Genomic DNA, 24,780 nt, shown 5'->3' with positions numbered 1-24,780 from the left:
GGATCGGGTCTGGGGGCTATTTGAGGCGACGCAGCACTGGTGTGGTACTGCCTGCGGCCGTCACGGAGCTTGGCTGGGTGGCGGCTGTAGGGCCTGACGCGGGTTCGCGGTCCATGAGCGCCCGCAGGCGCGTGCGGGCCCGCGACAGGCGTGACATGACGGTGCCCACCGGAATGCCCAGGATGCGTGCCGTGTCTTCGTAGCCCATGTCCTCCATGGCCACCAACAGCAGCACGGCCCGCTGGTCGGCGGGCAGGCGCTGGAGACAGCGCTCCAGGTCCAGCGCATCGTCCGACCGGGGCTGCGTGCCGGGCAGCTGATCTTGAACTTCGTCGATGTCCAGGGCTTGCAGCGGGACCAATGCGCGGCGCTGGTTGAGGTACAGGTTGTGCATCAGGGTGAACAACCATGCGCGCAGGTCGCTTCCGGTGCGCCACAGCAGCCATTTGCTGCAGGCACGCTCCAGCGTGTCCTGCACCAAGTCATCGGCCGCCCAGGAATCGCCTGTCAGCACCCGCGCGTAGCGGCGCAGGGCGGGCAGCTGTTCGATGACCTGGGAGCGGTTCATTCCGCGCGAAGCCTGGGGTGCGCTGACCGGTTTGTTACGGCCGCGCGGTGCGCCAGACCTGGTTCACGCCGTCGCCCGTCTTGTCCCCGGGCTTGGCGTCTTTGGCCCAGTAATACAGCGGTTTGCCCTTGTAGGCCAGCTGGGTCTTGCCATCGTCGCGGGTGATCACGCTGTAGTCAGCGCCCGGGGCCTTGCTGGCCATCAGTGGTGGCCAGTTGGTGGCGCAGGGGCCGTTGCACACCGATTTGCCGCTGCCGGCCACATCGCGGTCAAACGTGTAAAGGGTCATGCCGTTTGCGCCGACCAGCACGCCGTCCATGGTCTTCACGGGCGAGGTGTCCATGGTGGCGCAGCCAGCCAGGGCGATGGCTGCGACGAGGGTGGTCATCGAGATCAGTTTCTTCATGGGTTTCTCCAGAGGGTGGTGCAGGCAAAGGCGAATGCTGCCTTGCACCGGGACAAACACATGGACGCAGCGGTTTATTCCACAGCGTCGCAAAAAAATCTCAAGGGCGGTCCGTGTACGCAGAGACCGCACCGTGCACCGGCCTCAGCGGCTGCGGCTTTTCATGGCGCGTTCCACCTCGCGCTTGCCTTCGCGGTCCTTGATGGTGTCGCGCTTGTCGTGCTCGGCCTTGCCCTTGGCCAACGCGATTTCGCATTTCACGAAGCCGTTCTTCCAGTGCAGATTGATGGGTACCAGGGTGTAGCCCTTTTGCTCGACCTTGCCAATCAGCCGTTTGATGTCATCCTTCTTGAGCAGCAGCTTTTTGGTGCGCGCCGATTCCGGATTGACGTGTGTGGACGCTGTCTTGAGCGGGTGGATCAGGCAGCCGAGCAGAAACAGTTCGCCATCGCGGATCAGCACATAGCCATCGGTCAGCTGCACCTTGCCCTCGCGCAGCGCCTTGACCTCCCAGCCGTGCAGCACCATGCCCGCCTCGTGGCGCTCCTCAAAGAAGTAGTTGTAGGCCGCTTTCTTGTTGTCGGCAATGCGGGATGTGGGATCGGGTTTTTTGGCCATGTAGTTCAGATGCGGCGCCCTGCGGGAGATAAAAGGTCTCCCTACATACAATTGTGGCCGTTCAGAGACCCGTGATTCTAGTTTCCCTGGCCGCCTTTCCCTTCTGAAAGCCGCGCGCCCATTGCCTGCATGAAAACCGTCCACAAGTCCGTCCTCATTTGGTACAGCCCCGAAGAGATGTTTTCCCTGGTCACCGGGGTGGAGCATTACCCGCAGTTTCTGCCTTGGTGCGACCACGCTGCGGTGCTGGAGCAGACCAGCGAGGGCATGACCGCTGAGGTGGGCATTGCGTTCAGCGGCATTCGCCAGACCTTCGTCACGCGCAACACGCACGAGGCGGGCAAGCGTGTGCAGATGCATCTGGTGAAAGGACCGTTTTCACGACTGGACGGGGACTGGCACTTTCATCCCGTAGGAGACGGCACGCAGCGTGCGTGCAAGGTAGAGCTGCTACTGAACTACGGGTTTGACAGCGCCGCATTGGCCGCGCTGGTGGGGCCGGTGTTTGACCGCATTGCGGGCAGCATGGTGGATGCCTTCGTCAAGCGCGCGGAACAGGTCTATGGGTGAGAAAGGGCCCGGCGCCCCGGCGACCCTCGCCATCACCGTGGTTGCCTGCTTGGCGCAGCGCGAGGTGCGCGAATGGGTGCTGGATTTACCGGTGGGCGCTACCGTGGCAGATGCCTTGCGCGCCAGCTGTGGGGTGGAGGCGGGTGATGAGCCGTCGGTTGGCATCTGGGGCCGTGCCGCCAAGCTGGATGCAGTGCTGCAGCCCCTGGACCGTGTGGAAATCTACCGCCCCTTGAAGGTGGACCCCAAGGTGGCGCGCCGGGAGCGTTTTGCCCGCCAAGGCGCTCGCACCACCGGGCTGTTTGCGCGGCGCAGGCCCGGGGGCAAGTCGGGCTACTGAATCTCAACTGCTGGTCGGCGGGGGAGGCCGAAGCAGCACGTCACTCAGAACTCAGCGTACGCAGTCGCTTACGACGATCTCGTCGATGCGCTTGGCCTCTGCCGCACGGGCGGGGCCGTCCAGGAAGATTTTTTCGCCCTGGGCATTGGCTTGCGTGATGGGCTTGCCCGCGTCGAACGCTGCTTTGGCCGCACGGGCGCGGGTGCAGTTTTCGGCTTTGGCCTTGGCGATCTTTTCGTCTTCAGCCTTTTTCTTGGCGGCTTCTGCGGCCTCCGCCTGGGCCTTCTTTTCTTCCAGCTCCTTGTCCTTGCCCGCGCCTGCAGCGCTGGCTGCGGCCTTGGGCGCTGCTGCCACGGCAGGGGCCGCATCGGAGGCTGCGGGTGCGGCTGGGGTCACTGCACGTGCCGGGCGGTTGCCGCCGGGCTGCTTCAGGATGCTTTTTTCAGGGATGTCGGGTGGCGGGGGGCGGTCGCTGAAGACCTTGCGTCCGTCTTTGTCTGTCCACTGCCATTGCGCCGCCGCGCCCATGGCCCAGGTGCAGGCCACGGCCAGCAGGAGAAGCTTGTGCATTTTCATTCGGACAAGTTTATCCATGTGATTCCCCCCCCGCCAGTGCGTTGGAGATGGGTGGGCGCGTTTTCGCCACATGCGGCGCGGGTACAATCCGTTTTTTGGAGCTTTCTCATGCGCCTTCTTGGAAAAGCGCTCACCTTCGACGATGTGTTGCTGGTGCCAGCGTACTCCCAGGTCCTGCCCAAGGACACGTCCCTCGCGACGAAACTCTCCCGCAATATCCAGCTGAACCTGCCGCTCGTGTCCGCCGCCATGGACACCGTGACCGAAGCGCGCCTGGCCATTGCCATTGCCCAGGAGGGCGGCATTGGCATCGTGCACAAGAACCTCACGGCGCAAGAGCAGGCCGCCCACGTGGCCAAGGTCAAGCGTTACGAGTCCGGCGTGCTGCGCGACCCGGTGGTCATCACCCCCGAGCACACCGTGCTGCAGGTGCTGCAGCTGTCCGAACAGCTGGGCATTTCGGGCTTTCCCGTGTGCGACGGCGGCAAGGTGGTCGGCATCGTCACCGGTCGCGACCTGCGGTTTGAGACGCGCTACGACGTCAAGGTCCACCAGATCATGACCCCGCGCGAGAAGCTCATCACGGTCAATGAAAAAGAGGGCACCACGCCTGCACAGGCCAAGGCGCTGCTCAACAAGCACAAGCTCGAACGCATCCTGGTCGTGAACGACGCCTTTGAACTCAAGGGCCTGATCACTGTGAAGGACATCACCAAGCAAACCAGCTTCCCCAACGCCGCGCGCGACGCCGCTGGGCGCCTGCGTGTGGGCGCTGCGGTGGGCGTGGGCGAGGGCACCGAAGAACGCGTCGAAGCACTGGTCAAGGCCGGTGTGGACGCCATCGTGGTGGACACGGCCCACGGTCACAGCAAGGGCGTGATCGACCGCGTGCGCTGGGTCAAGCAGAACTACCCGCAAGTGGATGTGATCGGCGGCAACATTGCCACCGGCGCCGCTGCGCTGGCACTGGTTGAGGCAGGTGCCGATGCAGTCAAGGTCGGCATCGGCCCCGGCTCCATCTGCACCACCCGCATCGTGGCCGGCGTGGGCGTGCCCCAGATCATGGCCATCGACAACGTGGCTACGGCGCTCAAGGGCACGGGCGTGCCGCTGATTGCCGACGGCGGTATCCGCTACAGCGGCGACATCGCCAAGGCCCTGGCCGCTGGCGCAGGCACCGTGATGATGGGTGGCATGTTTGCAGGCACTGAGGAAGCGCCCGGCGAAGTCATTCTGTTCCAGGGCCGCAGCTATAAGAGCTACCGCGGCATGGGCTCCATCGGCGCCATGCAGCAGGGCAGCGCCGACCGCTACTTCCAGGAATCGAGCACGGGCAACCCCAACGCCGACAAGCTTGTGCCCGAAGGCATTGAAGGCCGCGTGCCCTACAAGGGTTCCATGGTCAGCATCGTGTACCAGATGGCAGGTGGCGTGCGTGCCTCCATGGGCTACTGCGGTTGCGCCACCATTGAAGAGATGAACAACAAGGCCGAGTTCGTCGAGATCACCACCGCCGGTATCCGCGAAAGCCACGTGCACGACGTGCAGATCACCAAGGAAGCGCCGAACTATCGCGCTGACTAAGTGACAACCCCCTGAGTCGCTTCGCGCCTTCCCCCTTCTCTCGAATGGCCGCGCCATTCGGGAAGGGGGACGCAGCCAGTGCGGCGGGGCGGCCCTTGCACGGCTGCCCTGGCTTGTGCTGTCGATGTTCGCAAGCCATGGGTTTGCTCGACCCTCGGAGATTCGGAGTCTGGCCTGATTGAAAAAATCTGGTCATAATGATATAGTCTGGTCTGAATTCATTGTTCAGGCCAGACTTTTCTTTTTTAGTGTCCGCGTTTCCATGCAGTCCGTCGGTATCTACGAAGCCAAGAGCCGGTTCTCCGCCCTGATCGAGCTGGTCGAGCAGGGCGAAGAAGTGCGCATAACCCGTCACGGCAAAGAGGTGGTGCGCATGCTGCCCGTGCGCCGTCGCCCCGTCATCACCGACGAGCAGATCGCCCGCGAGCTGGGCCAGATCGATGCGCTGCATGCCAGCATCCGCTCCGTGGCCGAAGCCGCGAATCCTGATACGTTGCGCCGCCAGGGCAGGGCTACTACATGACCGCGTTCGTCCTCGACGCCTCCGTCACTGCCGCCTGGCTGCTGCCCGACACGGCCAGCGAACATACCCGCCGCCTCTACACCCTGATCCGCCGTGACGAGGTTGAACCCCAGGCCCCCAACCTCTGGCAGTGGGAATGCAGCAACCTCATCAGCAGCGGCGTGCACAGCGGCCGCATCCCGGCCGCCTCGGTCGAAGGTTTGTGGAGCGTGCTGGAGGCGATCCGCCACCGTGTGGAACTGCACGACCTGGCCCCCGCCCAGCACAAGGCCGTGATGGACGTGGCGCTTGACACCGGCCTGCCCACCTTCGATGCCGCCTACCTGTGGCTTGCGCGCTCGCTACGCCTGCCGCTGGCCACGTTCGACCCCCAGCAGATCGCTGCCGCCCAGCGCAGCGGAGTCCCGCTTCTTGATCTCTCCAGCCTCTGACGGACCACCACCATGCAACACCAGAAAATCCTCATCCTCGATTTCGGCTCGCAAGTCACCCAGCTCATCGCCCGCCGCGTGCGCGAGGCCCATGTGTACTGCGAAGTGCACCCCTGCGATGTGACCGACGAATGGATCCGTGACTACGCCAAGGACGGCTCGCTCAAGGGCGTGATCCTGTCGGGCAGCCACGCCAGCGTGTACGAGGTGGACGACAAGGCGCCCAATGCAGTGTTCGAGCTGGGCATCCCCGTGCTGGGCATCTGCTACGGAATGCAGACCATGGCCCAGCAACTGGGCGGCAAGGTCGAGGGTTCCAATACCCGCGAATTTGGCTACGCCGAAGTGCGAGCCCATGGCCACACCGAGCTGCTCAAGGGCATCGAAGACTTCGCCACGCCCGAAGGCTACGGCATGCTCAAGGTGTGGATGAGCCATGGCGACAAGGTCACGGCGCTGCCGCCGGGCTTCAAGGTCATGTGCTCCACACCGTCGTGCCCCATTGCTGGCATGGCCGACGAAAGCCGCCACTACTACGCCGTGCAGTTCCACCCTGAAGTCACACACACCGTGCAGGGCCGCGCCTTGCTGGAGCGTTTTGTGCTGGGCATCTGCGGCACCCGTGCCGACTGGGTTATGGGCGACTACATCGAAGAAGCCGTCCAGAAAATCCGCGAGCAGGTCGGTGACGAAGAAGTGATCCTGGGCCTGTCTGGCGGCGTGGATTCGTCCGTGGCTGCCGCGCTGATCCACCGCGCCATTGGTGACCAGCTCACCTGCGTGTTTGTGGACCACGGCCTGCTGCGCCTGAACGAAGGCGACATGGTCATGGACATGTTCGAGGGCAAGCTGCACGCCAAGGTCATCCGCGTGGACGCCAGCGACTTGTTCCTGGGCAAGCTGGCGGGGGTGAGCGAGCCTGAGCAAAAGCGCAAGATCATCGGCGGCCTGTTTGTGGACGTGTTCAAGGCCGAGGCCGCCAAGCTCAAGGCAGGCACCGGTGGCCACAAGGGTGCCACCTTCCTGGCCCAGGGCACGATCTACCCCGACGTGATCGAATCCGGCGGCGCCAAGAGCAAGAAGGCTGTCACCATCAAGAGCCACCACAACGTGGGCGGCCTGCCCGAGCAGTTGGGCCTGAAGCTGCTGGAACCCCTGCGCGATTTGTTCAAGGACGAAGTGCGCGAACTGGGCGTAGCCCTTGGCCTGCCGCCCGACATGGTCTACCGCCACCCCTTCCCCGGCCCCGGCCTGGGCGTGCGCATCCTGGGCGAGGTGAAGAAGGAATACGCCGACCTGCTGCGCCGTGCCGACGCGATCTTTATCGAAGAGCTGCGCAACTTCCGTGACGAAGCCACCGGCAAGACCTGGTACGACCTCACCAGCCAGGCCTTCACCGTGTTCCTGCCCGTCAAGAGCGTGGGCGTGATGGGCGACGGCCGCACCTACGACTACGTGGTGGCGCTGCGCGCCGTGCAGACCAGCGACTTCATGACCGCCGACTGGGCTGAGCTGCCTTATGCGCTGCTCAAGAAGGTGTCGGGCCGCATCATCAACGAAGTGCGCGGCATCAACCGCGTGACGTATGACGTGAGCAGCAAGCCGCCAGCGACTATCGAGTGGGAGTGAAATCGAGTCCTTCGGGGACTATCGCCAGTAATCGAAAAATCGCCGTAAGTCGTTGATTCATAGGAATTTTTGTTTCGGCGGCTATCGGTGGCTATCGCCGACCAGCGAAACTGGTTGACGGTAAAACTGGCGGTAAGAACCGGGGACTGGATTAAGACCCTCCCGTTTACTATTGAGACCAAATCGGTCTTTGACGGTAAAAGTCTCCTCTGGAAAGCTTATTTCATGCGGCTTTCCGGGTATCAGCAGGTCTCCTGACCCTTGACGGTAAAAGCCGTCACCAACAGGAGGAAAAACCTCGATGCTTACCGACACAGCACTGCGCAACTTGAAGCCTAAGTCCTTGACTTATAAGGCTTCTGACCGGGATGGGATGTACGTGACGGTATCGACCGCCGGTACCGTCACCTTCCGCTACGATTACCGTCTCAATGGGCGCCGCGAGACCCTGACCATCGGCCGTTATGGCGCTGGTGGCATCTCGCTGGCGCTGGCCCGAGAAAAGCTGCTCGATGCCAAGAAGACCCTCGCCCAGGGCCGCTCCCCGGCGCTGGAGAAGCAGCGTGAGAAGCGTCGGCTGACCGCGGCCAAGAACTTCGGCGACATGGCCGTCAAGTGGCTGGCGGACGCCAAGATGGCCGACAGCACGCGGGCGATGCGCAAGCATGTCGTCGATCGCGACATCCTGCCGGCCTTTCAGAACCGGCTGCTCAACGAAATCACCGCCGATGATCTGCGCGCCCTCTGCAACAAGGTGAAGGCGCGCGGTGCGCCTGCCACGGCAGTGCATGTCCGCGACATCGTGAAGCAGGTCTATGCCTTCGCCATCCTGCACGGGGAGAGGGTGGACAACCCGGCCGAGGGTGTGGGCGCGGCCTCGATCGCAACGTTTGTGCCGAAGGATCGCGCCCTGTCGCCGCTGGAAATCCGGCTGGTGGCGCGGCAGATGGAGTCGGTGGCCACCTATCCGACCATCCGGCTGGCGCTGCGCATGATCCTGCTGACGCTGGTGCGCAAGAGCGAGCTGATCGAGGCGACCTGGGACGAGGTGGATTTTGAGAAGGCAACCTGGACGATCCCGAAGCAGCGGATGAAGGGGCGCAATCCGCACGTGGTCTATCTGTCGACCCAGGCGCTCGACATCTTCGTGGCCCTGCATGCCTGTGCGGCGGGTTCCAAGTTCGTCCTGCCTTCGCGCTACGACGCCAACCGTTGCATGTCGAAGGCGACCTTGAATCGCGTGACGCAGCTCGTCGCCGAGCGGGCCAAGGCCGCTGGCCTCCCGCTGGAGCCTTTCACCGTCCACGACCTGCGCCGTACCGGTTCCACGCTGCTGAACGAGGTGGGGTTCAACCGCGACTGGATCGAGAAGTGCCTGGCGCACGAGGAAGGGCGTTCCTCGCGCTCGGTCTACAACAAGGCTGAGTACGCCGAGCAGCGACGCCACATGCTGCAGGAGTGGGCCAGCATGGTCGATGCCTGGATCGATGGGCAGACTTACATGCCGAAGCTGATGCCCGAGAACGTGGTGGTGCCGGTGCTGAGCGCGACCACGTGAGAGGGGGATGGCATGAAGATCCTCCTGGTACATGCTGCCGATGGGCGGCGGGCGGTTTGCCGTTGTCGTAAAAAGATCACTGTCGGTGATCGAATTTCTCATTTGTCGAACCAAAGAGTCTTGGCAGGAGTTCGAGAAATCTGTATTTTGAGCACTATGGGTGAGCAAAATGCAGGAAAACTGAACCGCCTACTGGCCGAGCTGGGCGACACGAGCCTGGTTTCCAGCCGCTGGCTGCGGGCGCACGGCTACTCGAACAGCCTCGTCGCACGCTATGTCGGCAGCGGCTGGCTCGTGTCGCCGGCCCGCGGCGCATACATGCGCCAAGGCGGGCGTCTGCAATGGGAGGGGGTGGTGCGCAGCCTGCAGGCCTGGGAGGAAATGCCGCTGCATCTCGGGGGGCGCTTCGCACTGACGCTGCAGGGGCACGAGCACTACCTACGTCTGGGCGATGCCGGGACGATCACCCTCTATGGGCCGGAGCGGCCGCCAGGCTGGGTGGGCATGCTGCCGTTGAAGGAGCGCTTCGCGTTCCTGGGCAAGGGGCCGTTCGATCTGCCTGCCGTGCCATTCGCAGCCGAGGTGTCTGAGTCCGTACTGGCCGGGCAGGGATTGGTTTGGCATCGAGCCGGCTCGGGTGCCGAGGCGCTGGTGTGCTCGACGCCCGAGCGCGCCATGCTGGAACTGTGCGATGGCGTGTCGGACGCGGCGCGGGTCTATGAGGCTGATGCGCTGATGCAGGCCATGACCACGCTGCGGCCGCAGCGCGTCGGTCTGCTGCTGCGCCACTGCCGCAGCATCAAGGCCAAGCGGCTGTTCCTGGCCCTGGCCGAGCGCCATCGGCATGCGTGGCTGTCTCACGTGCCGCTAGAGGGAGTCGACCTGGGCCGGGGCAAGCGCGCGCTGGTGCCCGGCGGGCGCCTGCATCCGACCTACCAGATCACCTTGCCGCGAGACCTTGATGAGCACCTGGCTTGAGTCCTGGGATGGGCGCTATACCGACCGGGTGCGGCTGCTGGTCGAGATCCTGCCGGTGCTCGCGAAGGAGCCGCGCTTCGCGCTCAAGGGCGGCACGGCCATCAATCTGTTTGAGCATGACCTGCCGCGTCTGTCGGTGGACATCGATCTGGCTTGGCTGCCGGTGCATGGCTACGCCGAGGATGCGAGGCTGATCGCCGAAGCGCTGGGGCGATTGGCTGATGTACTGCGCGCCCCGCCTCTGCAATTGCAGGTGCAGGCCTCGGCGGGCGAGGGCGGGGCAGTCACCCGCTTGGTGGCCAGCCGAGGTCGTGCGCGTGTGCAGATCGAGACGACGCCGGTCATGCGCGGCGCGGTGCATCCGGTGCGTAGCATGGTCGTGCGTCCGAGGGTGGAGGAGGCGTTCGGCTTCGCCGAGGTGCAGGTACTGGATTTCGCCGACCTGTATGCCGGCAAGCTCGCGGCGGCGCTGTCACGGCAGCATCCGCGCGACCTCTTCGATGTGGGCTTGCTGCTGGAGGACGAGCGGGCGGATGAGATGCTCTGGCGCACCTTTCTCGTGTACCTGACGTGCAGCCCCAAGCCGGCCTGGGAGATGCTGGCGCCACGCGCGCCTGCAGGTTTCGAGGCCATCTTTGAGACCCATTTCAAGGGGATGACGTCCGAGCCCATTGACGTGGCGGCCTTGCTGGAGAGCCGCGAGCGCTTGTTGGCGCGGGTGGCGCAGTGGCTGGACGAACCGTCGTGCGCGTTCCTGCGGTCCGTGGAGGGCGAGCAACCGGACTTCGGCTTGATCGGGCTCGCGCATGCGGAGGAACTGCCGGGTGTGCGGCGCAAGCTGCACAACCTCGCACAGCGCACGGCCGCCAAGCGTGCGGAAGATCGCCGGCAGCTAGAAGAAGCGCTGACGCGGATCGCCGGTGCCAGATGACCGAGCAGGCCGACGCGATGGTTCACGATTTCACAGTGGTCGATGAACTGGACTCGGGCATGGGGGCGCCGGAGGAGCCTTCGAAGTCCTCGCAGAGCGGCGCACTGTGTGGAATGCGCGGCCGGGATCCCAACCGAAAAGTGTCCATCGCCGACAGTGATGGATCTGTTTATCAACTGGCTTGCGCCGCGCGAGCCCGGCTCGCTGGACGCCAGGCGAAGCGCGTAAACCTGCGCTCTGCGTCCAGTTCACTCAAGCAAATGTCCTGTGCGGTCGCATCAACAACGACCCTGAACTGGGGTGGGCTGGAATGGGGAACATGCATCAGATCGCCGGCCTTGATGCCTTCTCGGTCCAGGTAGGCCGCGGCAGGGGCTGTGGCGACTTCCAAGCCGGTCGTGATGTGATGCGCGAGCCAGCTTTCGCCATGAGCGCTTTCGTCAGCCGTTGGCGTATTGGTCAATCGCACGCTGGAGGCAAGTTGCGATGTGTCCTCGTCATCGACGGCGATGGCCGGGAGCAGGTCGTAGAGATATGCGTACGTCGCAACCAAATAGTCCTTTGTTGCTTTTGGCGCCATGGGCTCAATGCGCTTCAGGAGACTGTGACCAATGTCCCAGGCGAGCCACGCCAGCAGTGCCCGCGCTTGGCCGAGTTCCGCGACTTCGTCGGCCTCGCCGTCGTGGACGCGGATATCGCGCGCGATGCCCTGCGCATGCCCGAAAAGGATGACCATCGACTGCGACAAGAGATCCTGACGGGTTTCCGAGTCGATGAAGCCCCCCATACGGCGCCATTGAGGCAGGTGCCGAAGGCGCCTGAACTCCCTCACCAGTGACAGCACGGCAACGAGCTGGACCACGCCGGTTCGTGCCTTGGCCGCACGCACGTCAGGCTTGGTCTCACTTTGGGCCGCTTTGAGCTGCCTGACCATGCGACGAACAACTTGTTTGAGGCGCTTTCTCACTGCTTCAACGGCTTGCTGGGTCAGCGCAGCGGGAAGCTCTTGGCTGGCCTCTTCATTTTCAGTTCCTACAAGCTCCTCTTCCGAGAGGGGCGAGGTCTCAGTGACCGATGTGGCCGATGTGGCCGATCTTGGCAGTCCCTGGCCCAAGCGGTAGAGGAGGGCGTCGAGGACGTCAAGCAGGCTGCCCGCTTGCAGAAGGCGCTTCTTTTTACTCTTCCTTGTGCTGGCACTTTCGCCGATGTGGACAGCGAGCGATGCCGGGCGTGCCGCAATTGGGGTTTGTTCATCCGCACCAGTCCGCACGGTGCCTGGCGGTGGCGACACCACTTGCTCCGGATCGTCGAAGATGGCCTTCTCGATTTGCTGAATGAGCGATTCGATGTTGGCACCGCTGAAGTCCAGGCCGGCCAATGCATCCTGAAGCGCGGCTCTGTGCGAGCGCACCACTCCACGGCCCAGAGCCGAATCGTGGTGGATGATTACGCGAAGGAGCTTGCTACCGCGGCCACTCAGCTCCAGCCAGCGCACTTCAGACGCCCTCTCACCCAGCTCAACGATCGCGCCCCCATCCTCTGAACGTCCAAGACTCACAGGTGCGGTGTGGGAACCATCCTGCAGGTGCATGACGAAATCCGCGAATCCCGCAGAGTCCGACGCGGGGATCGGGACTGCAGAAGTACCCGCAGCAAGAACGGCGATCCGCATCGGAGCGCTCGGTGCTTCAGCGTCGTTCTCGTCATCCTGATGTGTGATCGGAATCGAGCGCAGGTCGGCGTCATCCATTGCGCGGGCTGCAAAGCCCTGAGCAAGATCGCTGGCGAAGCTGGAGGTTGCCACTTCAACGTTTGGCCGAACAAGCATGGCCTCGAAGTTGGCGCGCGTGCCTCCAAGCCACGCTGGCCGGCTCGGGTTCGCGCTGCCTGCAACAAGCATGTGCGAGTCGCCGAAGTCGAGAAGGAGCGCCTTCGCGTGAAGGTAGTGCTCTGCCTTCTCCATCCAGAGCTTTCGCGCATCGACGAACTGCGAACGAATCCCCTTGGGGCGGCCACCGATCTTGACGGTCTTGGGGTCGATGATCACCTTGATCGAGGCGCCGGGCCAACGGGTCTCCAGCGCTTTCAGGAAGGTGTGTTGGGTGTCGAAGAACGCTCCTGTGATCACCACGCGCCGGGGCGTCGACGGGATCGCGTGGCCGAGTTGTTCGAGCAATGACGGACCGCTGCTGGATTGTCCGAGCAGTCGGATGTCGGAAAGCTTCGATTGGGCGCCATCGGCTCCCGGAACAAGCTCACCGATCCTGTGCACGGCCTCCAGCACGGAGGGCGCCAGAGCCCCCTCCTGGGTTCGAAGCCATTCGCGGACCAGGCTCCAGACGTGGCTCAGAACCAGCTTGTGAGCAGGGGCGCTGTCAGGGCGCACGTCGATGTGCGTGGTGACTTCCCGGTTGAAACCGAAGCCGGAAAGCGTGAGGTTGTGGCTGCCAATGAACAGGACACAGCGCTTCTTGCTGGCAAGTAGGCAGATCTTCGGGTGAAAGGCTCCAGGCGCGGCCATGGGGATGAGCGCATACGCCGAACCGGCCAGGCGCGGCCTCAAGGATGGCGTGGCCCACGAACGCGCGCATTGGACGGCGTCCATGAGCACCACGTTGTGCCGCGAATCGGCCGCCTGCAGGCGCCTCAGTACGACCTCCTCATAAAACGGGAGCGTGGCATTGAAGGTCGTCACCAGAGACGCCTCGAATTTCGCACCTTTGAGGGCGGCCAGCAGCGAGATGTCGTCGTTGGTCTCACGCATGGGCGGCTTCGAAGAGCTGGATGCCAAGCTCGGTAGCCCGCAGATCTCCGCTGCCATCAGGCTCACGGGTCAGGGCGCCGACATCCCACAGCATCTTGATCGCTTGCCGGATGCGAGGATTGGTCTTGGCGGGCACGGGCACGTCACCGTGAGCCTCGATTCCCCGCTCGGTGGGGTGGATTCGGAAGGTGGCGGTCGAACTCTGTCGTAGCTTGCGCAGTGCGACTCGCAGATGGGTCTCCAGGATCCAGCCAACCAGGTCCGCGACGACGGCTGAAAGCGCCATGTTGTTCCATTTCACGCAGCGCTCCCGAAACGATCTCAGGTTGATCGGGGAGTCTTGGAGCTGCGTCGGGTCCATGGCCAGATGGCCATAGGCGGGCGCACCGTGGTTCTCGCGCACCCGAAGAAGCGCCAGCACGTTCACGACGGACGCCAGAAAGGCAGGCTCCCGGTCCAGTTGCTGACGCTCCCTCGAAACGCGGGCAGCAGCCCAGGCCAGTTCGTGCCCGTCGGCCATGAAGTCGCCGAGCGCCGGCGCGCCCGTTTCCAGAGAACTGCACAGCGCGCCAAAGGTCTTCGCCTTCAACTTGTCCAGTGCCTTGACGAGTTCAGGGCGGCTCGCCAGAGACTGGCTGAACTCTTCGATGGAGGCCGGCGGAGCTGGTTGTGTTGCCAGTGCGGTGAGCGAGATGGCGAAGGCCTTCTGCATCGCTATCGACATCAGGTCATTCCGGACGTAGTAGGCCCAGGCCGACCGAGTGTGGGCCAAGGAGGCTGGCGGGCACCATGTCGTGCCGTCCGCTAGGGTTTCCGTGTAGACAGCGGCGCGGAAGGTCGGTTCGTCGACAGCGGAGAGTTCTACCGCCTGCAAGGCGCCGGCCAGATGCAGCAAGAGCGCCAGGCTCTTGCGCCGCTGGACCCCTTCTGCCTCGAACTCTGACTTCCGGTCGAAGAGGATGTCGAGCAAGGCATCGCGTTCGCCTTGCCGGTTGGGCAGGCAACAAGGGCAGAAGTCTTGGAGCGCATCCAGCGTCCGCGCCGAAACGGTATCGGCGTCCACGGCTTGCCAGAAGGAACGGCCGTCGACGCCCATGTCGAACGCCTGTGCGATCGGCCCGCCGCGCTCATGCGTGTAGCTCAGCCATGGCTTGTCGACTACGGCCAAAATGTCGAGTTGCGTCAGTGTTCCCGCATAGTACTGGCCGAGGCCGCCAAGCTTGTTGGCAAAGTAGCGCTTGTCGGAATCCTCTCGGGTCGCGTAGGTCGAGAGACGGACCGACTTTCCTTCGCCGATCAACCTGACTGCATCGTTGAGCGTGTCTCGCCCGACCATCGCGGGCCCGTGGCGTGCTGCGTCGTCACCCATGACTTGCGCATGACGCTCGGCAATCATCGTGAATAGGCAATCGGCCTTTCGGTAGGCCTCCAGGAATGCGTTGAAGTTCTCGCGGTGGCTGTCACGCTCCGCGTAGGATCGGATCAGCCATGGATAAAAACTGTAGTACCGGGCTCTGTCGGTGACGTTTGTTATGCCGGGGAGCAGTTGCGAGTAGATCAGGATGCAGGGGCCTTGCGTACCGATGTGGTCTAGACCACCTATGGTGTGCGGAGGCAATACCCAGCTGGTTTTGATTGCCATGGATTCTCGGTTCAAATTCAACACTGATGGTCTAAAGAGAAGTCGCCTTCGCTACTGGCGACCAAGTGCCTGCAACTCGTCAACAGCCGACGTCGCGCTTGGATCAGCTAGCCGGACTTCCGCAAGCGGCGTTTCCCAGTGATCTGCCTGTAGGGCTGGCCAGTACTCCTCGGGCGTCTGAGATCGCGTTCGCACCATGACCGCGACCACGGATGCGACCCCTCGTTGGAGATGCGTCGCATCTATGCTTGCGGCCAGCCGGCCAACGATTTGTCCAGAGGTCGAATGGACGAATCGTCCTTTCACCTCGACTACATCTCCGATCCGCAAAGCGGCGATTGCGCGATGAATTGGCTGCGCCAACGACGCGCGTCCAGCAAATCCAATGTCCATGCTTGCCGGCCCCAGCATGACGTATTGGCGCTCAAGATCCGCGCGGTGCTTTGGCCGGGCGCGCGGCAGCTGATCCTGTACTCCATCTATGGTCCCAAGATCAACGAGATAGGGGTTGCGTCCACCCTCTGCGCGCATCAAGCTCAGCGACTGTCGAGCGCGCGTCATGGTCACGTAGAGAAGTCGTCGTTCATCTTCTTCATCCCAGCGCCAGTCGGCGCAGTCCATCACGATGACGTGGTCAAACTCCAGACCCTTGGCAGCATGTGCAGTCATCAGCTTGATGGCGCTGTCGCGGCCATCCCGCCGCATTTCGCCAGCAGCTTCGTAGAAAAGGTCCAGCGCTTCGGCTGCGGGAACGATGTCTGCTTGCAGCGAGGAGGCGACGTCATCGACGATGTCTAGGAGATCCAGTAGCGCGGCGTTTCTGGGCTGAGCGCGCTGCAGATAGGTCAGGGATCTGCGAAGGGCGCTGAGGCGCACCATACGCAACTGGCGCCGCCGCAGTGCCTGGGCCAACGCCCAGCCTTCGCGGGTCCGCATCAGCGCGATCTGTCCTTTGGCCGCTTCTGGACCGGTGACTTCGCAGGGCAGTCCTTCGACATCGCAGATGGCCCTCATCTTTTCTAAAGGGGCGTGCGTGCGGCAGAGCACAGCGATCTCTGAGAGCTTGACCGTCGGATCGATGCACCGGATGCGCTCGATCTCTGCGTGGACCAGTTGGGCCTGAAGGTTTGGGGCAGCTGGGCTGGTGATCAACCGTACGGCGCCGCGGCCTTCCTTGTCGAGCGCTGCCCAGCGGCCGCCCGGCAGATCATCCTTGCGTCTCTCGTCGATCCGGATCGGGTGATCGACCTTCATGCGGTCGGCGCCGCGCTGGATCACGTGGTTGGCGGCCGAGATGATGTTCTGGGTGGAGCGGAAGTTCTCCACCAGGTAGGTGAGGTCGCCCTCATAGTCGGCCCGAAAACGCCGAATGAACTCGATGTTCGCGCCTTTGAAGGAGTAGATGTTCTGGTCATCGTCTCCCACGGCCATGATGCTCAGCTTGGTGTCGGCGTCCGCTCGCCGGCGACCGGCAAGGGCGCTGACCAGGGCGTACTGCTGCGCGTCGATGTCCTGGTACTCGTCAACAAAGATGTATTCGTAGCCTTGCAGTAGGCGATCGCGGACTTCGTCCGCGTCGATCAGCGCCGAGCTCTTGCCTTCGAGCAGGTCGATGGCGTCCTGCAGCATCTTCTTGAAGTCGACGTTGCTGGAGGTGCGTTCGGCGCCCGCCAAGCTGGTCCCCGTCAAGCGCAGCGCCATGGCGTGATAGGTCATGACCAATACGCCCCGTGCGTCGTCTCCGGCGAGCGTTAAAAGTCGGCGGCGCAGCTGGACGGCCGCGCCTCGGTTGTAGGCCAGCGCGATGATGCGCCCCGGGTTCACGCGCTGCACTCGCAGCAAGTAGGCGATGCGGTGCACTATCACCCGCGTTTTGCCGGATCCCGGTCCCGCCAAGACCAAGTGATTCCCCGTCCGCGGTTGTGTGACCAGGGCCTCCTGTACGGGATGCTGCAGGTCATCAACGATGCGCTGGTAGGACTCGTCGGTGGTCTTTCGCTCCAGAAGGTCAGTGCGTCCCCGGAAGAATTCCTTGATGAATTGCTTGTGCGGCAGTGTGAAGTACGCTTTGACCAGGTCGAGCGCTTTCGCCGGATCTTCCGCGCCCAGCTTGGCGTACTCGTGCATGACGTGCGTCTGCAGCGTCCGCTCCTTGTAGAACTCTTCCAGGGGCGCGAACGAGGCTTGACTGAATCGCCGGGACGTGTCCTCTTCCATCTGGATGGTCATCGCCGAGCGGAAAACGGATCGCCCTTTGTCCAGCTCGAGCACACGGGTCTGGTGAAGGTAGAGCAGCGCATTCTCCAGCGCTACGTCGGGCTCGCGCAGCTGGGTCTTGAGAACGAGGTCGTCGGACAGTGCATCGATCAGTGCCTGGGCCTTGCACTCCACCAGGCATGCGCCTTTGACTCCGTCTGGGACCTCTGCAAGTAGCCGCGTGAGGGTGACTTGGGCAACGGCACGGCGCAGCTCGCAGATTCTGCGAATCTGAGACCAAGGGCGACGCAAGGTAACGCGCAGGGTGTCATCACCCAGTGACTGCAGCTGGATCATGCTGCGTTTGTCGTTACCAGAGCCGAATCCGTCGGCCATGGATCGCAAGCAGGCTCGGACCTGCGTAGGATCGAGATGCCCCTTCTCGTCGTCGAGGTTCAGACGGCTGCGCAGTTCGGTGCAGACCGCTCGAAGATTCAGATGTTGTTGCGCATCGTCCTGGTCGGCGTCTGGGGCGTTCTCCGCCATGAGTTCGACCAGCTCCTTCTCCATGGCACTCAGATATTCCAGACGGGAGACGGACGCGCCCCTGACGCCACGCATCAAGCGCACCGTCAGTCCGAGATCGTTGACCAGGATGCCCAGCTTGGCCAACTGGTGCACGATGCGGAAGCATTCCTCAGGTCGGATGCCCGCATCGAGCATGAGCTCGTCGGTGCTCAGCCCCTCAGGGGTCTCGGAGCGGAACAAGGCTGTGGCGACGGCGAGGAATTTCTGCCGCACATTGGCAGAGAAATCCGCCTTGGCGATGCGTTCCTTGGCCTCCTGCAGTGAGGTCACCCGAAGACTTGCAGGGAAGACTTTGGTGGCGTTCTCATTGCGCGTCAAGAAGCCGTGGCGCTCCAGCCACGACAAAGCGGTGGTGACCTTGGTCGATGCGTCAGGGGCATCGAGCTCGATGCTGGTACCGACGCTTTGCGCAAGCAGTTCTTTTGCAGAGATGACGATCTCACCTTTGCCCAGCTTCTTGGCCTGGAATCGCAAGGCGCGGAGCAGTCCGATGAAGTCTCGCTGGGACAACTGAGACGTGGAGGAGAGGCGGAATTGGGTCTCCACGTCCTTCGGGTCGAACAACAGGACGCATTTGGCTTCGTTCCCATCGCGCCCAGCTCTGCCGGCCTCTTGAAGGTAGTTCTCCAGCGAGCCGGGGATTTCGGCGTGGATCACCAGCCGGACATTGGGCTTGTCCACCCCCATGCCGAAGGCATTGGTGGCGGCGATCACCTGCAGTTCGCCGTCGAGAAAGCGACGCTGCGTCTCCTTGCGCAGATCGGCGGAAAGACCACCGTGATAACAGGCGCACGCCACGCCTTGTTGCGTGACGATCTGTGCGATGGTCTCCGCGCTCCTGCGTGTGGCGCAGAAGACCACGGCGGCATCTTCGCGCCGTAAGCCATCTCGCAGCAGTTCCACGATGCGCTGTGGCTTCTCGCCTCCCGAGGTGGGTACAACGGCATAGGACAGGTTCGTGCGCTCGTGGCCGCCGAGGAATGTCTTCAGTTCGACCTGAAGGCCTTCCTGAAAGTGGTCGCACAGGTCCTCGATGACGTCCGGCTTGGCGGTGGCGGTGAAGCAGGCGATCGGTGCCTGTCCGGGAAATTGTTCCCGGATGAAGCGCGAGACGTACAGATAGTCCGTGCGAAAGTCGTGGCCCCACTTGGAGAGACAGTGGGCTTCGTCGAAGACCCAGGCCGCGATCTCCCGAACACGGATGGCTTCAACAAAGGTTTTGCTTCGGAACTGCTCGGGTGAGACGAGCACGATGCCGACGTCACCGAGGCGAATGCGGTCCAGCACATCACGCCGTTCCAGTGGGGTCAGCATTCCGTTGACGGTCGCCGCGCACTGGATGTCGGCCTTCATCAGATTGTCCACCTGGTCGCGCATCAGCGACTGCAGCGGCGAGATGACGATGGTCAGCCGGCCTGAGCGGCGGTAGTGGACGAGGGCAGGGAGTTGGTAGCAAATGGATTTGCCGCCGCCGGTTGGCAGGACGGCCAACAGGCTCTCGCGCGTTAGCCCAGCACTGACGATTGCGCGTTGCAGCGATGAGCCGTCGGTGGTCGTCGGCTGTGCCCGGAAGCTTGGCTTGCCGAACAAGGAGGACAGCAGCGCTTCGGGGTTGTGGTTCTCGCGGCAGTAGGGACAGTTGGTCTGACCGCAGTCGATCTCTCGTAGCTCTGCGATCAATTGCCTCACGGCGGGAAGTTCGTGGAACACCCAGTGGGGGAGGGTGGAGTTGCCTCCCGCAACGCGGATCCAGCCCAGGGCAAACGCGACCGACCAAGGGTCGTGGCCGTCGAAGGACGTCACGATTTCGGCAACCAGTGCCTCCAGACGGGTGGCGCAGCAACGATCCGCAAACCGGCTGGCAACGATGGGGCCGATCGCCTCGCGAGCGGGTGTGGTCTCCTCGCGCACCTGGGCCAGCAATGTCGCCATGCTTTCGTCGTTGCGCAGCAGGAAGTGCAGCACGGTGAGCCACCAGGGCTCTTGATCGTTCGTCTCCAGTAGGGCTTCGACGGCCTCTTCGAACACGTTGAGTGCGACCCGGGCGTCTTTGGTGGGGTTGTTGCGCTCGTCCGAGAGCAGCTTGTAGCCTTTCACCAGTCGGTGATAGGGGTTGCTAGGGAAGGCGAGGGCGGACAACTCGAGCGTGTCCAGCACGGGCCATTGCAGGCACTCCAACTGCGGCAGCTGGGCGCGCATCAGAGGAATGTCGTGGCGCTTGAGGTTATGGCCCAGCAGTACTTGACCGTCACGGGCAAAGCTGTTGAGGGCTGTCGCTACTGACGCTGCTTTGGCTGGGGAACAGGTGCTGCGGAAGGTGTCCTGTCCGTCGGACCTGACGGCGCCGACGGCGAAGATCTGGTCGTCCTTTTCAGGGTGGGCTTCGACGTCGACGGAAACAATTCGACCCTCGGCGGCGATGCGCCGAGCACGTGCGCGAAAGGAGTCGAGTACAGGCGTTTCCAATGAAGGCCAAGCGAACCGCAGCAAGTGTGACAGAAGGCCGTTGTAACATAAAGTGTTTCATGTGCGCGATTCGGTCATCTCTTTTACTGTGATCCATTGCCTCTGCACCGATGTTTGTTCCGCTGAAACGGATGTCTAAAACCCTGATGGCTGTTGAACTCTCGCGCCTCCAAAGTCCAGCGGCCATTCAGGCCGCATTGGATGAGTTTTCTCGGCTGGGCCGGACGACATTTCTGGCGCGATACGGGTTTGGAAAGTCCCGTGACTTTCTGGTGCGCGATGGAAAAACAGGGCAGCTGTGCGACTCCAAAGCCATCGTCGGGGCCGCGTTTGGTTATCAATTTCCTGACGAGGGGCCGCTCAAGCCGGCTGATTTTTCCGGTGGGGAGGCCACCGTCGTTCCCAAGTTGCAGCATCTCGGCTTCGATGTCGTGCGTATCGGTGAGGACTGGACCTCGGACGAGGTGCAGGCCACGGTCGCTTCGTACTTCGAGATGCTCCAAATGGAGGCTGCGCAGCAGCGCTACATCAAGACGGAGTTCAATGCGCAGCTTCGCCAGCAGCTGCGCGGGCGCAGCAAAGGTTCGGTTGAGCTGAAGTATCAAAATATCAGCGCCGTTTTGCACGACCTGGAGCTGCCTTTCATCCGTGGCTATAAGCCTCGTAGCAACGCTCAACTTCTGTTGCGGCAGGCGGTCCAGCAGTTCGTCCTGGATCGGCCGAGCCTGGTATCCCAGGTTGTGGACGCGATGGAGGATGTCAAGACGCCTGACCAGCAGGCCTTTCATGCCTCCTTGGTCGAACCGCCTGCCGTCGAAACGGTGGTGCAGCTAGCGAAAGAGGGGTCTAAGGTCAGACTTCCCCGCAAAACGAACTGGGCCCAGCGTGATGAAGCCAACCGAAATCTTGGTCGCGCCGGTGAGCAGTGGGTCATCGGGTTCGAGCAGCGGCGACTCATCGACGCGGGGTATCCGGAGCTTTTCCAGCAGTTGGACTGGGTCTCAGATCGGCTTGGCGACGGGATCGGCTACGACATCCTCTCGCACGAGCGGCCCGGCGAGCACCGTTTCATTGAGGTCAAGACCACGAACGGTGGCCATGCCTCCGCTTTCATCATCAGTCGGAACGAGCTGGATTTTGCGGACGAGGCAGAGGATGCCTTCCATCTCTACCGTGTCTTCCAGTTCCGCGAGGAGCCGAAGCTCTACATTCTCAAGGGGCGACTGGCAGACCAGCTTCACCTGGAGCCCATCGACTATCGGGCGTCGTTTCGGCGCTTGATGGGGTGACGTGAAATGACGACCAAGTCTTGTCCATTCTGTTCGCTGCCGGCGGAGCGGGTCTTGGGGCAGAACGCCCATGCGCTCTGGATCCGCGACGGCTTTCCCGTGTCGCCGGGGCACAGCTTGGTTATCCCCAAACGGCACATCGGGTCGTTCTTCGAGACTAGCCCGCAGGAGCGCGCAGGGTTGTTGGAGTTGCTGGATCAAGCCCAGGCGGCAGCAGGTGCTGAATTTCATCCGGATGGATTCAACATCGGGATCAACGACGGTGCCGCCGCGGGCCAGACAGTGCCGCACCTTCACATCCATCTCATCCCCCGCTTCCGGGGCGATCAGCCGGACCCCCGAGGTGGAGTGCGCTGGGTGATCCCAGACAAAGCCGACTACTGGAGTTCACGCAATTGATGGCGAACGCGCCCCCTTCTGCAGAGCAGCAACTGGCATTTTTGACCAAGCTGCAGCGCCTCTTCGCTGAGGGCGATTTCACGGCGACCTACAAGTTTGCGCTGCTGATCGCGCTTTCAGACCTTGCCGTGGAGCTGGGAGCAGACGATGGGGGCGAGTTGCCATTGGCGACTCGGCAGATCGCCGAGCGATTCGTTCAGCAGTATTGGCGGCAAGCACTGCCTTATTGCGCCGACCAGATCCATGCGACACCGGGAGTGCTGGCTCAGAATCTGGGAGCGCAGGCGGCCGTGCTCACGGCTATCGAGGAGTTTCGATCGACCTCGAGTTCGACGACGTTACAGCAAGCGCGGGGTGAAGTCGGCTATGGGCCCTTGCTGTCGAAGGTGGCCGCAGTTGTTTCCGCGCAGCCTCTAACTTACCTGCAGAACTTCGGCGGTATGACCGACCCGTTCCTTTATGAGAGGCCAGGTCGAGGCATCGTGGTCCTCAGGCCGGGTATCGCGTACTGCTTGCGCCGGTTTCATCCCCTTGTCCAGCAACTGGCCCGCAATCACTGGGTGGGGCACATCAAAGCCAATCGCCGGAACCATGCCATCTTGGGCGACGCCGGGGACTTGGAGGATTTCCTCTTTGGTATCTCTCGGCAGTCACTCGCCATTATCGGTGCCGGCCTGCGGAAGTTGGATGGCTCGCGGTGCTTCTACTGCGGGCAAGGGCTGCAGGAGGCCGATGTTGATCACTTCGTTCCGTTCGCTTTGTATCCGCGTGACCTCGCCCACAACTTTGTGTTGGCGCATCCCCAGTGCAATCGGAGCAAGTCCGACTCTTTGGCGAGCAAAGGTCATCTGGAGCGATGGCTGGAGCGGTTGACGACGAAGTCGGCACCGCTCGGTGAGATTGGGATGGCCGCAGGTGTAGCGACAGACGACAAAACCGCACATCGCGTCGCGGCCTGGGGATATGCCAATGCGCACGCGGCGCAGGGAAGGGCTTGGATCAAGGCCTCGGACTACGAAATGGTTGGTTCCGACTATCTAGCGCAGTTGACTCCCAGATGATCTCTCTGGTTTGTTCGGATTAGCCCGTTTGGCAAGAGGAAAGAAAGAATGTCTCACATCCCGGTGACAGACACGATCGCCCACGCGCTTATGCAGCTTGTGGACGATTCGAACAACAACGGCGTCTACCGAGAGCCTTCGCACGCCGACATCGAGTTTCACGTCAACCAGGCGGGCCTTGCGGAGCATGACCCCAAGCAGCAGGGGCAGATGATTGGAAAGGCGAAGCGCGTGCGCGCCGTTCTCTACGCGGTTATGGACTCAAACCCGGTTGCGGCAAGCCGGTTCACTTCCGGTTTGCTCGCGAAGGTGCGCGCGTGCGGCGGATTCCGAGAGGCGTCTACCAACTATGTGGGTCGCGAGGCGATTGACAATGCGAAGGCAGCCTTCGACGCGGAAGGTTTTGTATTGGCCGACGACGGCACGCTGTCGCCCAAGGTGCTCTCCTCTTTGCGCGGTGTTGCGCTCACCGATGCGTTGGCCGCCTATGCCCGACGTGCCCAAAAAGGCGCCGAGGATGCTGCCCTGATCGCGGGAGCCGGAAAGGACTTGATGGAAGCCACGGCCGCCCATGTCCTCGAAACGCTGCAAGGAAGATATCCGAGCGGTGCCAACTTCCAGTCACTGCTCGGCATGGCCTTCATAGCCCTGGACCTCGCCGTCCCGGAGATGCTTGAGCAGCCCGGCGAGCCGGCGGTCAAGTCGATGGAGCGGGGGCTGTTCCTCTCGGCCTTGGGCGTCAATCGAGTTCGCAACAAGCAGGGCTCTGGCCATGGCCGGCCATGGTTGCCGACACTCGCTGATGAGGAGGCCAAGGCCGCCATTGAAGTTGTGGGAACAGTTTCCGCCTACTTGTTATCGAAGCTCGCAAAGCGCGAGCGCCGCGTTCCGCAGTCCTGAACAATCAGCGCAGTCTGCGAGGCATAAAACGGGGGGCATGGCAGATGACTGAAACACCACTCCTGTCGCGACCCAATTCACCTCTTGCACTGCAACATGACGATTGAAGAGTTTTACTCCGCGCCTCGCGGGACTTACGGGAATGCTTTGCTGAACTGGAGCAACCATGCCGCCAGCGATGTGGTCTCCTATGCGGTGAGTTATCGGAATGCAGCTCACGGCCTGATCGCCGGTTACGAACGCAGGGATGTTGGTGATATTGACTACGGTGCCTGCCCCGTCATCTTTCTCTTTCGCCATGCGATCGAGCTCTACCTCAAGGGGATGGTGTACCGCTTGGCCAGGCTCAGTGTCGACGATCAGGAGCTTCGCCAGGTATTGCCAAGACTGTGGAGAGAGCATTCGCTTATGAAGCTGCTGGGCATGGCTCAGCCCGTCCTTGCCGCTATGAGAGACAGGCTTCCCCTTGCTCTGCGAGCTATCGACGAGGACGAACTGCAGTTCCTGTCCGATCTGGATCGAGTCGATCCTGGCTCGTACTCATTTCGCTACCCCGTGGCTTCCACGGGTGGGTCTGCGCTGCAGGGGCTGTTCATGACGAACATCTTTGTGTTCGCCCAGATGGCGGACCGGACATTGGACTCGCTCAATGCGATCTGTCGGCATCTCATCATCGAAGTGCATGCCCTTGAGCCGCAGATGCGCCTGAATCTCGGGACCATGGATTCACGGCAAAGGGGCTGACGACCGCCTGTCAAACGGG

The 24,780-nt window shown here is 62.6% G+C and carries 21 protein-coding genes; 14 read left to right on the top strand and 7 right to left on the bottom strand.

The window, feature by feature from the left end; all coding sequences use genetic code 11:
* Nucleotides 1–16: 16 nt before the first annotated feature.
* The 3 genes from C380_RS14700 to smpB all read right to left on the bottom strand — a co-directional run bounded on the left by C380_RS14700 (nucleotide 17) and on the right by smpB (nucleotide 1,592).
* Nucleotides 17–568, bottom strand: a complete 552-nt coding sequence (locus C380_RS14700; RefSeq protein ID WP_015014645.1) for an RNA polymerase sigma factor — start codon at nucleotides 566–568, stop codon at nucleotides 17–19.
* 34 nt (nucleotides 569–602) lie between these two features.
* A complete protein-coding gene (locus C380_RS14695; protein ID WP_015014644.1) occupies nucleotides 603–974 on the bottom strand; it encodes a hypothetical protein in 372 nt (123 codons plus the stop codon).
* Between the two features lie 144 nt (nucleotides 975–1,118).
* On the bottom strand, nucleotides 1,119–1,592 hold the full coding sequence (gene smpB / locus C380_RS14690) for an SsrA-binding protein SmpB (protein ID WP_015014643.1): 474 nt from the start codon (nucleotides 1,590–1,592) through the stop codon (nucleotides 1,119–1,121).
* 129 nt (nucleotides 1,593–1,721) lie between these two features.
* Here smpB and C380_RS14685 point away from each other — a divergent pair, with 129 nt between their 5' ends.
* Together C380_RS14685 and C380_RS14680 are read left to right on the top strand one after the other, a co-directional pair.
* Complete coding sequence (locus tag C380_RS14685; protein WP_015014642.1) at nucleotides 1,722–2,162, top strand: type II toxin-antitoxin system RatA family toxin; 441 nt, start codon at nucleotides 1,722–1,724, stop codon at nucleotides 2,160–2,162.
* Entirely contained in the window at nucleotides 2,155–2,502 is a 348-nt protein-coding gene (locus tag C380_RS14680) for an RnfH family protein (protein ID WP_015014641.1), read from the top strand. Before C380_RS14685 ends, C380_RS14680 begins: the two co-directional genes overlap by 8 nt.
* A 51-nt stretch (nucleotides 2,503–2,553) precedes the next feature.
* On the opposite strand, the gene C380_RS14675 is transcribed toward C380_RS14680, so the two are convergent.
* Nucleotides 2,554–3,078 (bottom strand): DUF4124 domain-containing protein, encoded by a 525-nt coding sequence (locus C380_RS14675; RefSeq protein ID WP_015014640.1) that lies wholly within the window; start codon nucleotides 3,076–3,078, stop codon nucleotides 2,554–2,556.
* A gap of 108 nt (nucleotides 3,079–3,186) precedes the next feature.
* Between C380_RS14675 and guaB the strand changes: the two genes are divergently transcribed.
* The 7 genes from guaB (at nucleotide 3,187) to C380_RS14640 (ending at nucleotide 10,712) form a co-directional block, all read left to right on the top strand.
* Nucleotides 3,187–4,662: an IMP dehydrogenase gene (guaB, locus tag C380_RS14670; protein ID WP_015014639.1), complete on the top strand. Its 1,476-nt coding sequence runs from the start codon at nucleotides 3,187–3,189 to the stop codon at nucleotides 4,660–4,662.
* A 262-nt stretch (nucleotides 4,663–4,924) separates the two neighbouring features.
* Nucleotides 4,925–5,185, top strand: coding sequence for a type II toxin-antitoxin system Phd/YefM family antitoxin (locus tag C380_RS14665; RefSeq protein ID WP_015014638.1), 261 nt, complete (start codon nucleotides 4,925–4,927; stop codon nucleotides 5,183–5,185).
* Entirely contained in the window at nucleotides 5,182–5,616 is a 435-nt protein-coding gene (locus tag C380_RS14660) for a type II toxin-antitoxin system VapC family toxin (protein WP_015014637.1), read from the top strand. Before C380_RS14665 ends, C380_RS14660 begins: the two co-directional genes overlap by 4 nt.
* Before the next feature lie 12 nt (nucleotides 5,617–5,628).
* Nucleotides 5,629–7,245: a glutamine-hydrolyzing GMP synthase gene (guaA, locus tag C380_RS14655; RefSeq protein ID WP_015014636.1), complete on the top strand. Its 1,617-nt coding sequence runs from the start codon at nucleotides 5,629–5,631 to the stop codon at nucleotides 7,243–7,245.
* Between the two features lie 301 nt (nucleotides 7,246–7,546).
* Nucleotides 7,547–8,803 (top strand): site-specific integrase, encoded by a 1,257-nt coding sequence (locus tag C380_RS14650; RefSeq protein ID WP_015014635.1) that lies wholly within the window; start codon nucleotides 7,547–7,549, stop codon nucleotides 8,801–8,803.
* A gap of 156 nt (nucleotides 8,804–8,959) precedes the next feature.
* Nucleotides 8,960–9,781: a type IV toxin-antitoxin system AbiEi family antitoxin domain-containing protein gene (locus C380_RS14645; RefSeq protein ID WP_015014634.1), complete on the top strand. Its 822-nt coding sequence runs from the start codon at nucleotides 8,960–8,962 to the stop codon at nucleotides 9,779–9,781.
* Nucleotides 9,765–10,712, top strand: a complete 948-nt coding sequence (locus tag C380_RS14640) for a nucleotidyl transferase AbiEii/AbiGii toxin family protein (RefSeq protein WP_015014633.1) — start codon at nucleotides 9,765–9,767, stop codon at nucleotides 10,710–10,712. The genes C380_RS14645 and C380_RS14640 overlap by 17 nt, the downstream gene beginning before the upstream one ends.
* A 172-nt stretch (nucleotides 10,713–10,884) precedes the next feature.
* Here C380_RS14640 and C380_RS14635 read toward each other — a convergent pair whose 3' ends face one another.
* Genes C380_RS14635 through C380_RS14625 form a run of 3 tightly spaced genes read right to left on the bottom strand, consistent with a single transcriptional unit; the run spans nucleotide 10,885 to nucleotide 20,368 of the window.
* A complete protein-coding gene (locus C380_RS14635) occupies nucleotides 10,885–13,476 on the bottom strand; it encodes a phospholipase D-like domain-containing protein (protein ID WP_015014632.1) in 2,592 nt (863 codons plus the stop codon).
* Nucleotides 13,469–15,118 (bottom strand): hypothetical protein, encoded by a 1,650-nt coding sequence (locus tag C380_RS14630; protein ID WP_015014631.1) that lies wholly within the window; start codon nucleotides 15,116–15,118, stop codon nucleotides 13,469–13,471. The genes C380_RS14635 and C380_RS14630 overlap by 8 nt, the downstream gene beginning before the upstream one ends.
* 51 nt (nucleotides 15,119–15,169) lie before the next feature.
* Nucleotides 15,170–20,368, bottom strand: a complete 5,199-nt coding sequence (locus tag C380_RS14625) for a RecQ family ATP-dependent DNA helicase (RefSeq protein WP_216845952.1) — start codon at nucleotides 20,366–20,368, stop codon at nucleotides 15,170–15,172.
* Nucleotides 20,369–20,514: 146 nt separating this feature from the next.
* On the opposite strand from C380_RS14625, the gene C380_RS14620 reads away from it, so the two are divergent.
* From C380_RS14620 to C380_RS14600, 5 genes are all read left to right on the top strand, one after another.
* Nucleotides 20,515–21,657 carry a DUF3883 domain-containing protein gene (locus C380_RS14620; protein WP_043566625.1) on the top strand — a complete coding sequence of 381 codons (1,143 nt, stop codon included), beginning with the start codon at nucleotides 20,515–20,517 and terminating at the stop codon, nucleotides 21,655–21,657.
* A 6-nt stretch (nucleotides 21,658–21,663) separates the two neighbouring features.
* Nucleotides 21,664–22,056, top strand: coding sequence for an HIT family protein (locus tag C380_RS14615; protein ID WP_015014628.1), 393 nt, complete (start codon nucleotides 21,664–21,666; stop codon nucleotides 22,054–22,056).
* Complete coding sequence (locus tag C380_RS14610) at nucleotides 22,056–23,117, top strand: HNH endonuclease (RefSeq protein ID WP_015014627.1); 1,062 nt, start codon at nucleotides 22,056–22,058, stop codon at nucleotides 23,115–23,117. The genes C380_RS14615 and C380_RS14610 overlap by 1 nt, the downstream gene beginning before the upstream one ends.
* 48 nt (nucleotides 23,118–23,165) lie before the next feature.
* Nucleotides 23,166–24,017: an abortive infection family protein gene (locus C380_RS14605; RefSeq protein ID WP_015014626.1), complete on the top strand. Its 852-nt coding sequence runs from the start codon at nucleotides 23,166–23,168 to the stop codon at nucleotides 24,015–24,017.
* Nucleotides 24,018–24,113: 96 nt separating this feature from the next.
* Nucleotides 24,114–24,761, top strand: a complete 648-nt coding sequence (locus C380_RS14600; RefSeq protein WP_015014625.1) for a hypothetical protein — start codon at nucleotides 24,114–24,116, stop codon at nucleotides 24,759–24,761.
* The last annotated feature ends 19 nt before the right edge of the window (nucleotides 24,762–24,780 follow it).

This window comes from Acidovorax sp. KKS102, assembly GCF_000302535.1.
Taxonomy (GTDB): Bacteria; Pseudomonadota; Gammaproteobacteria; order Burkholderiales; family Burkholderiaceae_C; genus Acidovorax.
Note: the sequence above shows the minus strand (reverse complement) of the source record. Positions and strands in the feature narration are given on the sequence as shown.

What these genes read in the sequence shown, in the direction of transcription:
- C380_RS14700 (WP_015014645.1), bottom strand. Translation starts at nt 568, where the DNA reads ATGAACCGCTCCCAGGTCATCGAACAGCTGCCCGCCCTGCGCCGCTAC.
- C380_RS14695 (WP_015014644.1), bottom strand. Translation starts at nt 974, where the DNA reads ATGAAGAAACTGATCTCGATGACCACCCTCGTCGCAGCCATCGCCCTG.
- smpB (WP_015014643.1), bottom strand. Translation starts at nt 1,592, where the DNA reads ATGGCCAAAAAACCCGATCCCACATCCCGCATTGCCGACAACAAGAAA.
- C380_RS14685 (WP_015014642.1), top strand. Translation starts at nt 1,722, where the DNA reads ATGAAAACCGTCCACAAGTCCGTCCTCATTTGGTACAGCCCCGAAGAG.
- C380_RS14680 (WP_015014641.1), top strand. Translation starts at nt 2,155, where the DNA reads ATGGGTGAGAAAGGGCCCGGCGCCCCGGCGACCCTCGCCATCACCGTG.
- C380_RS14675 (WP_015014640.1), bottom strand. Translation starts at nt 3,078, where the DNA reads ATGAAAATGCACAAGCTTCTCCTGCTGGCCGTGGCCTGCACCTGGGCC.
- guaB (WP_015014639.1), top strand. Translation starts at nt 3,187, where the DNA reads ATGCGCCTTCTTGGAAAAGCGCTCACCTTCGACGATGTGTTGCTGGTG.
- C380_RS14665 (WP_015014638.1), top strand. Translation starts at nt 4,925, where the DNA reads ATGCAGTCCGTCGGTATCTACGAAGCCAAGAGCCGGTTCTCCGCCCTG.
- C380_RS14660 (WP_015014637.1), top strand. Translation starts at nt 5,182, where the DNA reads ATGACCGCGTTCGTCCTCGACGCCTCCGTCACTGCCGCCTGGCTGCTG.
- guaA (WP_015014636.1), top strand. Translation starts at nt 5,629, where the DNA reads ATGCAACACCAGAAAATCCTCATCCTCGATTTCGGCTCGCAAGTCACC.
- C380_RS14650 (WP_015014635.1), top strand. Translation starts at nt 7,547, where the DNA reads ATGCTTACCGACACAGCACTGCGCAACTTGAAGCCTAAGTCCTTGACT.
- C380_RS14645 (WP_015014634.1), top strand. Translation starts at nt 8,960, where the DNA reads ATGGGTGAGCAAAATGCAGGAAAACTGAACCGCCTACTGGCCGAGCTG.
- C380_RS14640 (WP_015014633.1), top strand. Translation starts at nt 9,765, where the DNA reads ATGAGCACCTGGCTTGAGTCCTGGGATGGGCGCTATACCGACCGGGTG.
- C380_RS14635 (WP_015014632.1), bottom strand. Translation starts at nt 13,476, where the DNA reads ATGCGTGAGACCAACGACGACATCTCGCTGCTGGCCGCCCTCAAAGGT.
- C380_RS14630 (WP_015014631.1), bottom strand. Translation starts at nt 15,118, where the DNA reads ATGGCAATCAAAACCAGCTGGGTATTGCCTCCGCACACCATAGGTGGT.
- C380_RS14620 (WP_043566625.1), top strand. Translation starts at nt 20,515, where the DNA reads ATGGCTGTTGAACTCTCGCGCCTCCAAAGTCCAGCGGCCATTCAGGCC.
- C380_RS14615 (WP_015014628.1), top strand. Translation starts at nt 21,664, where the DNA reads ATGACGACCAAGTCTTGTCCATTCTGTTCGCTGCCGGCGGAGCGGGTC.
- C380_RS14610 (WP_015014627.1), top strand. Translation starts at nt 22,056, where the DNA reads ATGGCGAACGCGCCCCCTTCTGCAGAGCAGCAACTGGCATTTTTGACC.
- C380_RS14605 (WP_015014626.1), top strand. Translation starts at nt 23,166, where the DNA reads ATGTCTCACATCCCGGTGACAGACACGATCGCCCACGCGCTTATGCAG.
- C380_RS14600 (WP_015014625.1), top strand. Translation starts at nt 24,114, where the DNA reads ATGACGATTGAAGAGTTTTACTCCGCGCCTCGCGGGACTTACGGGAAT.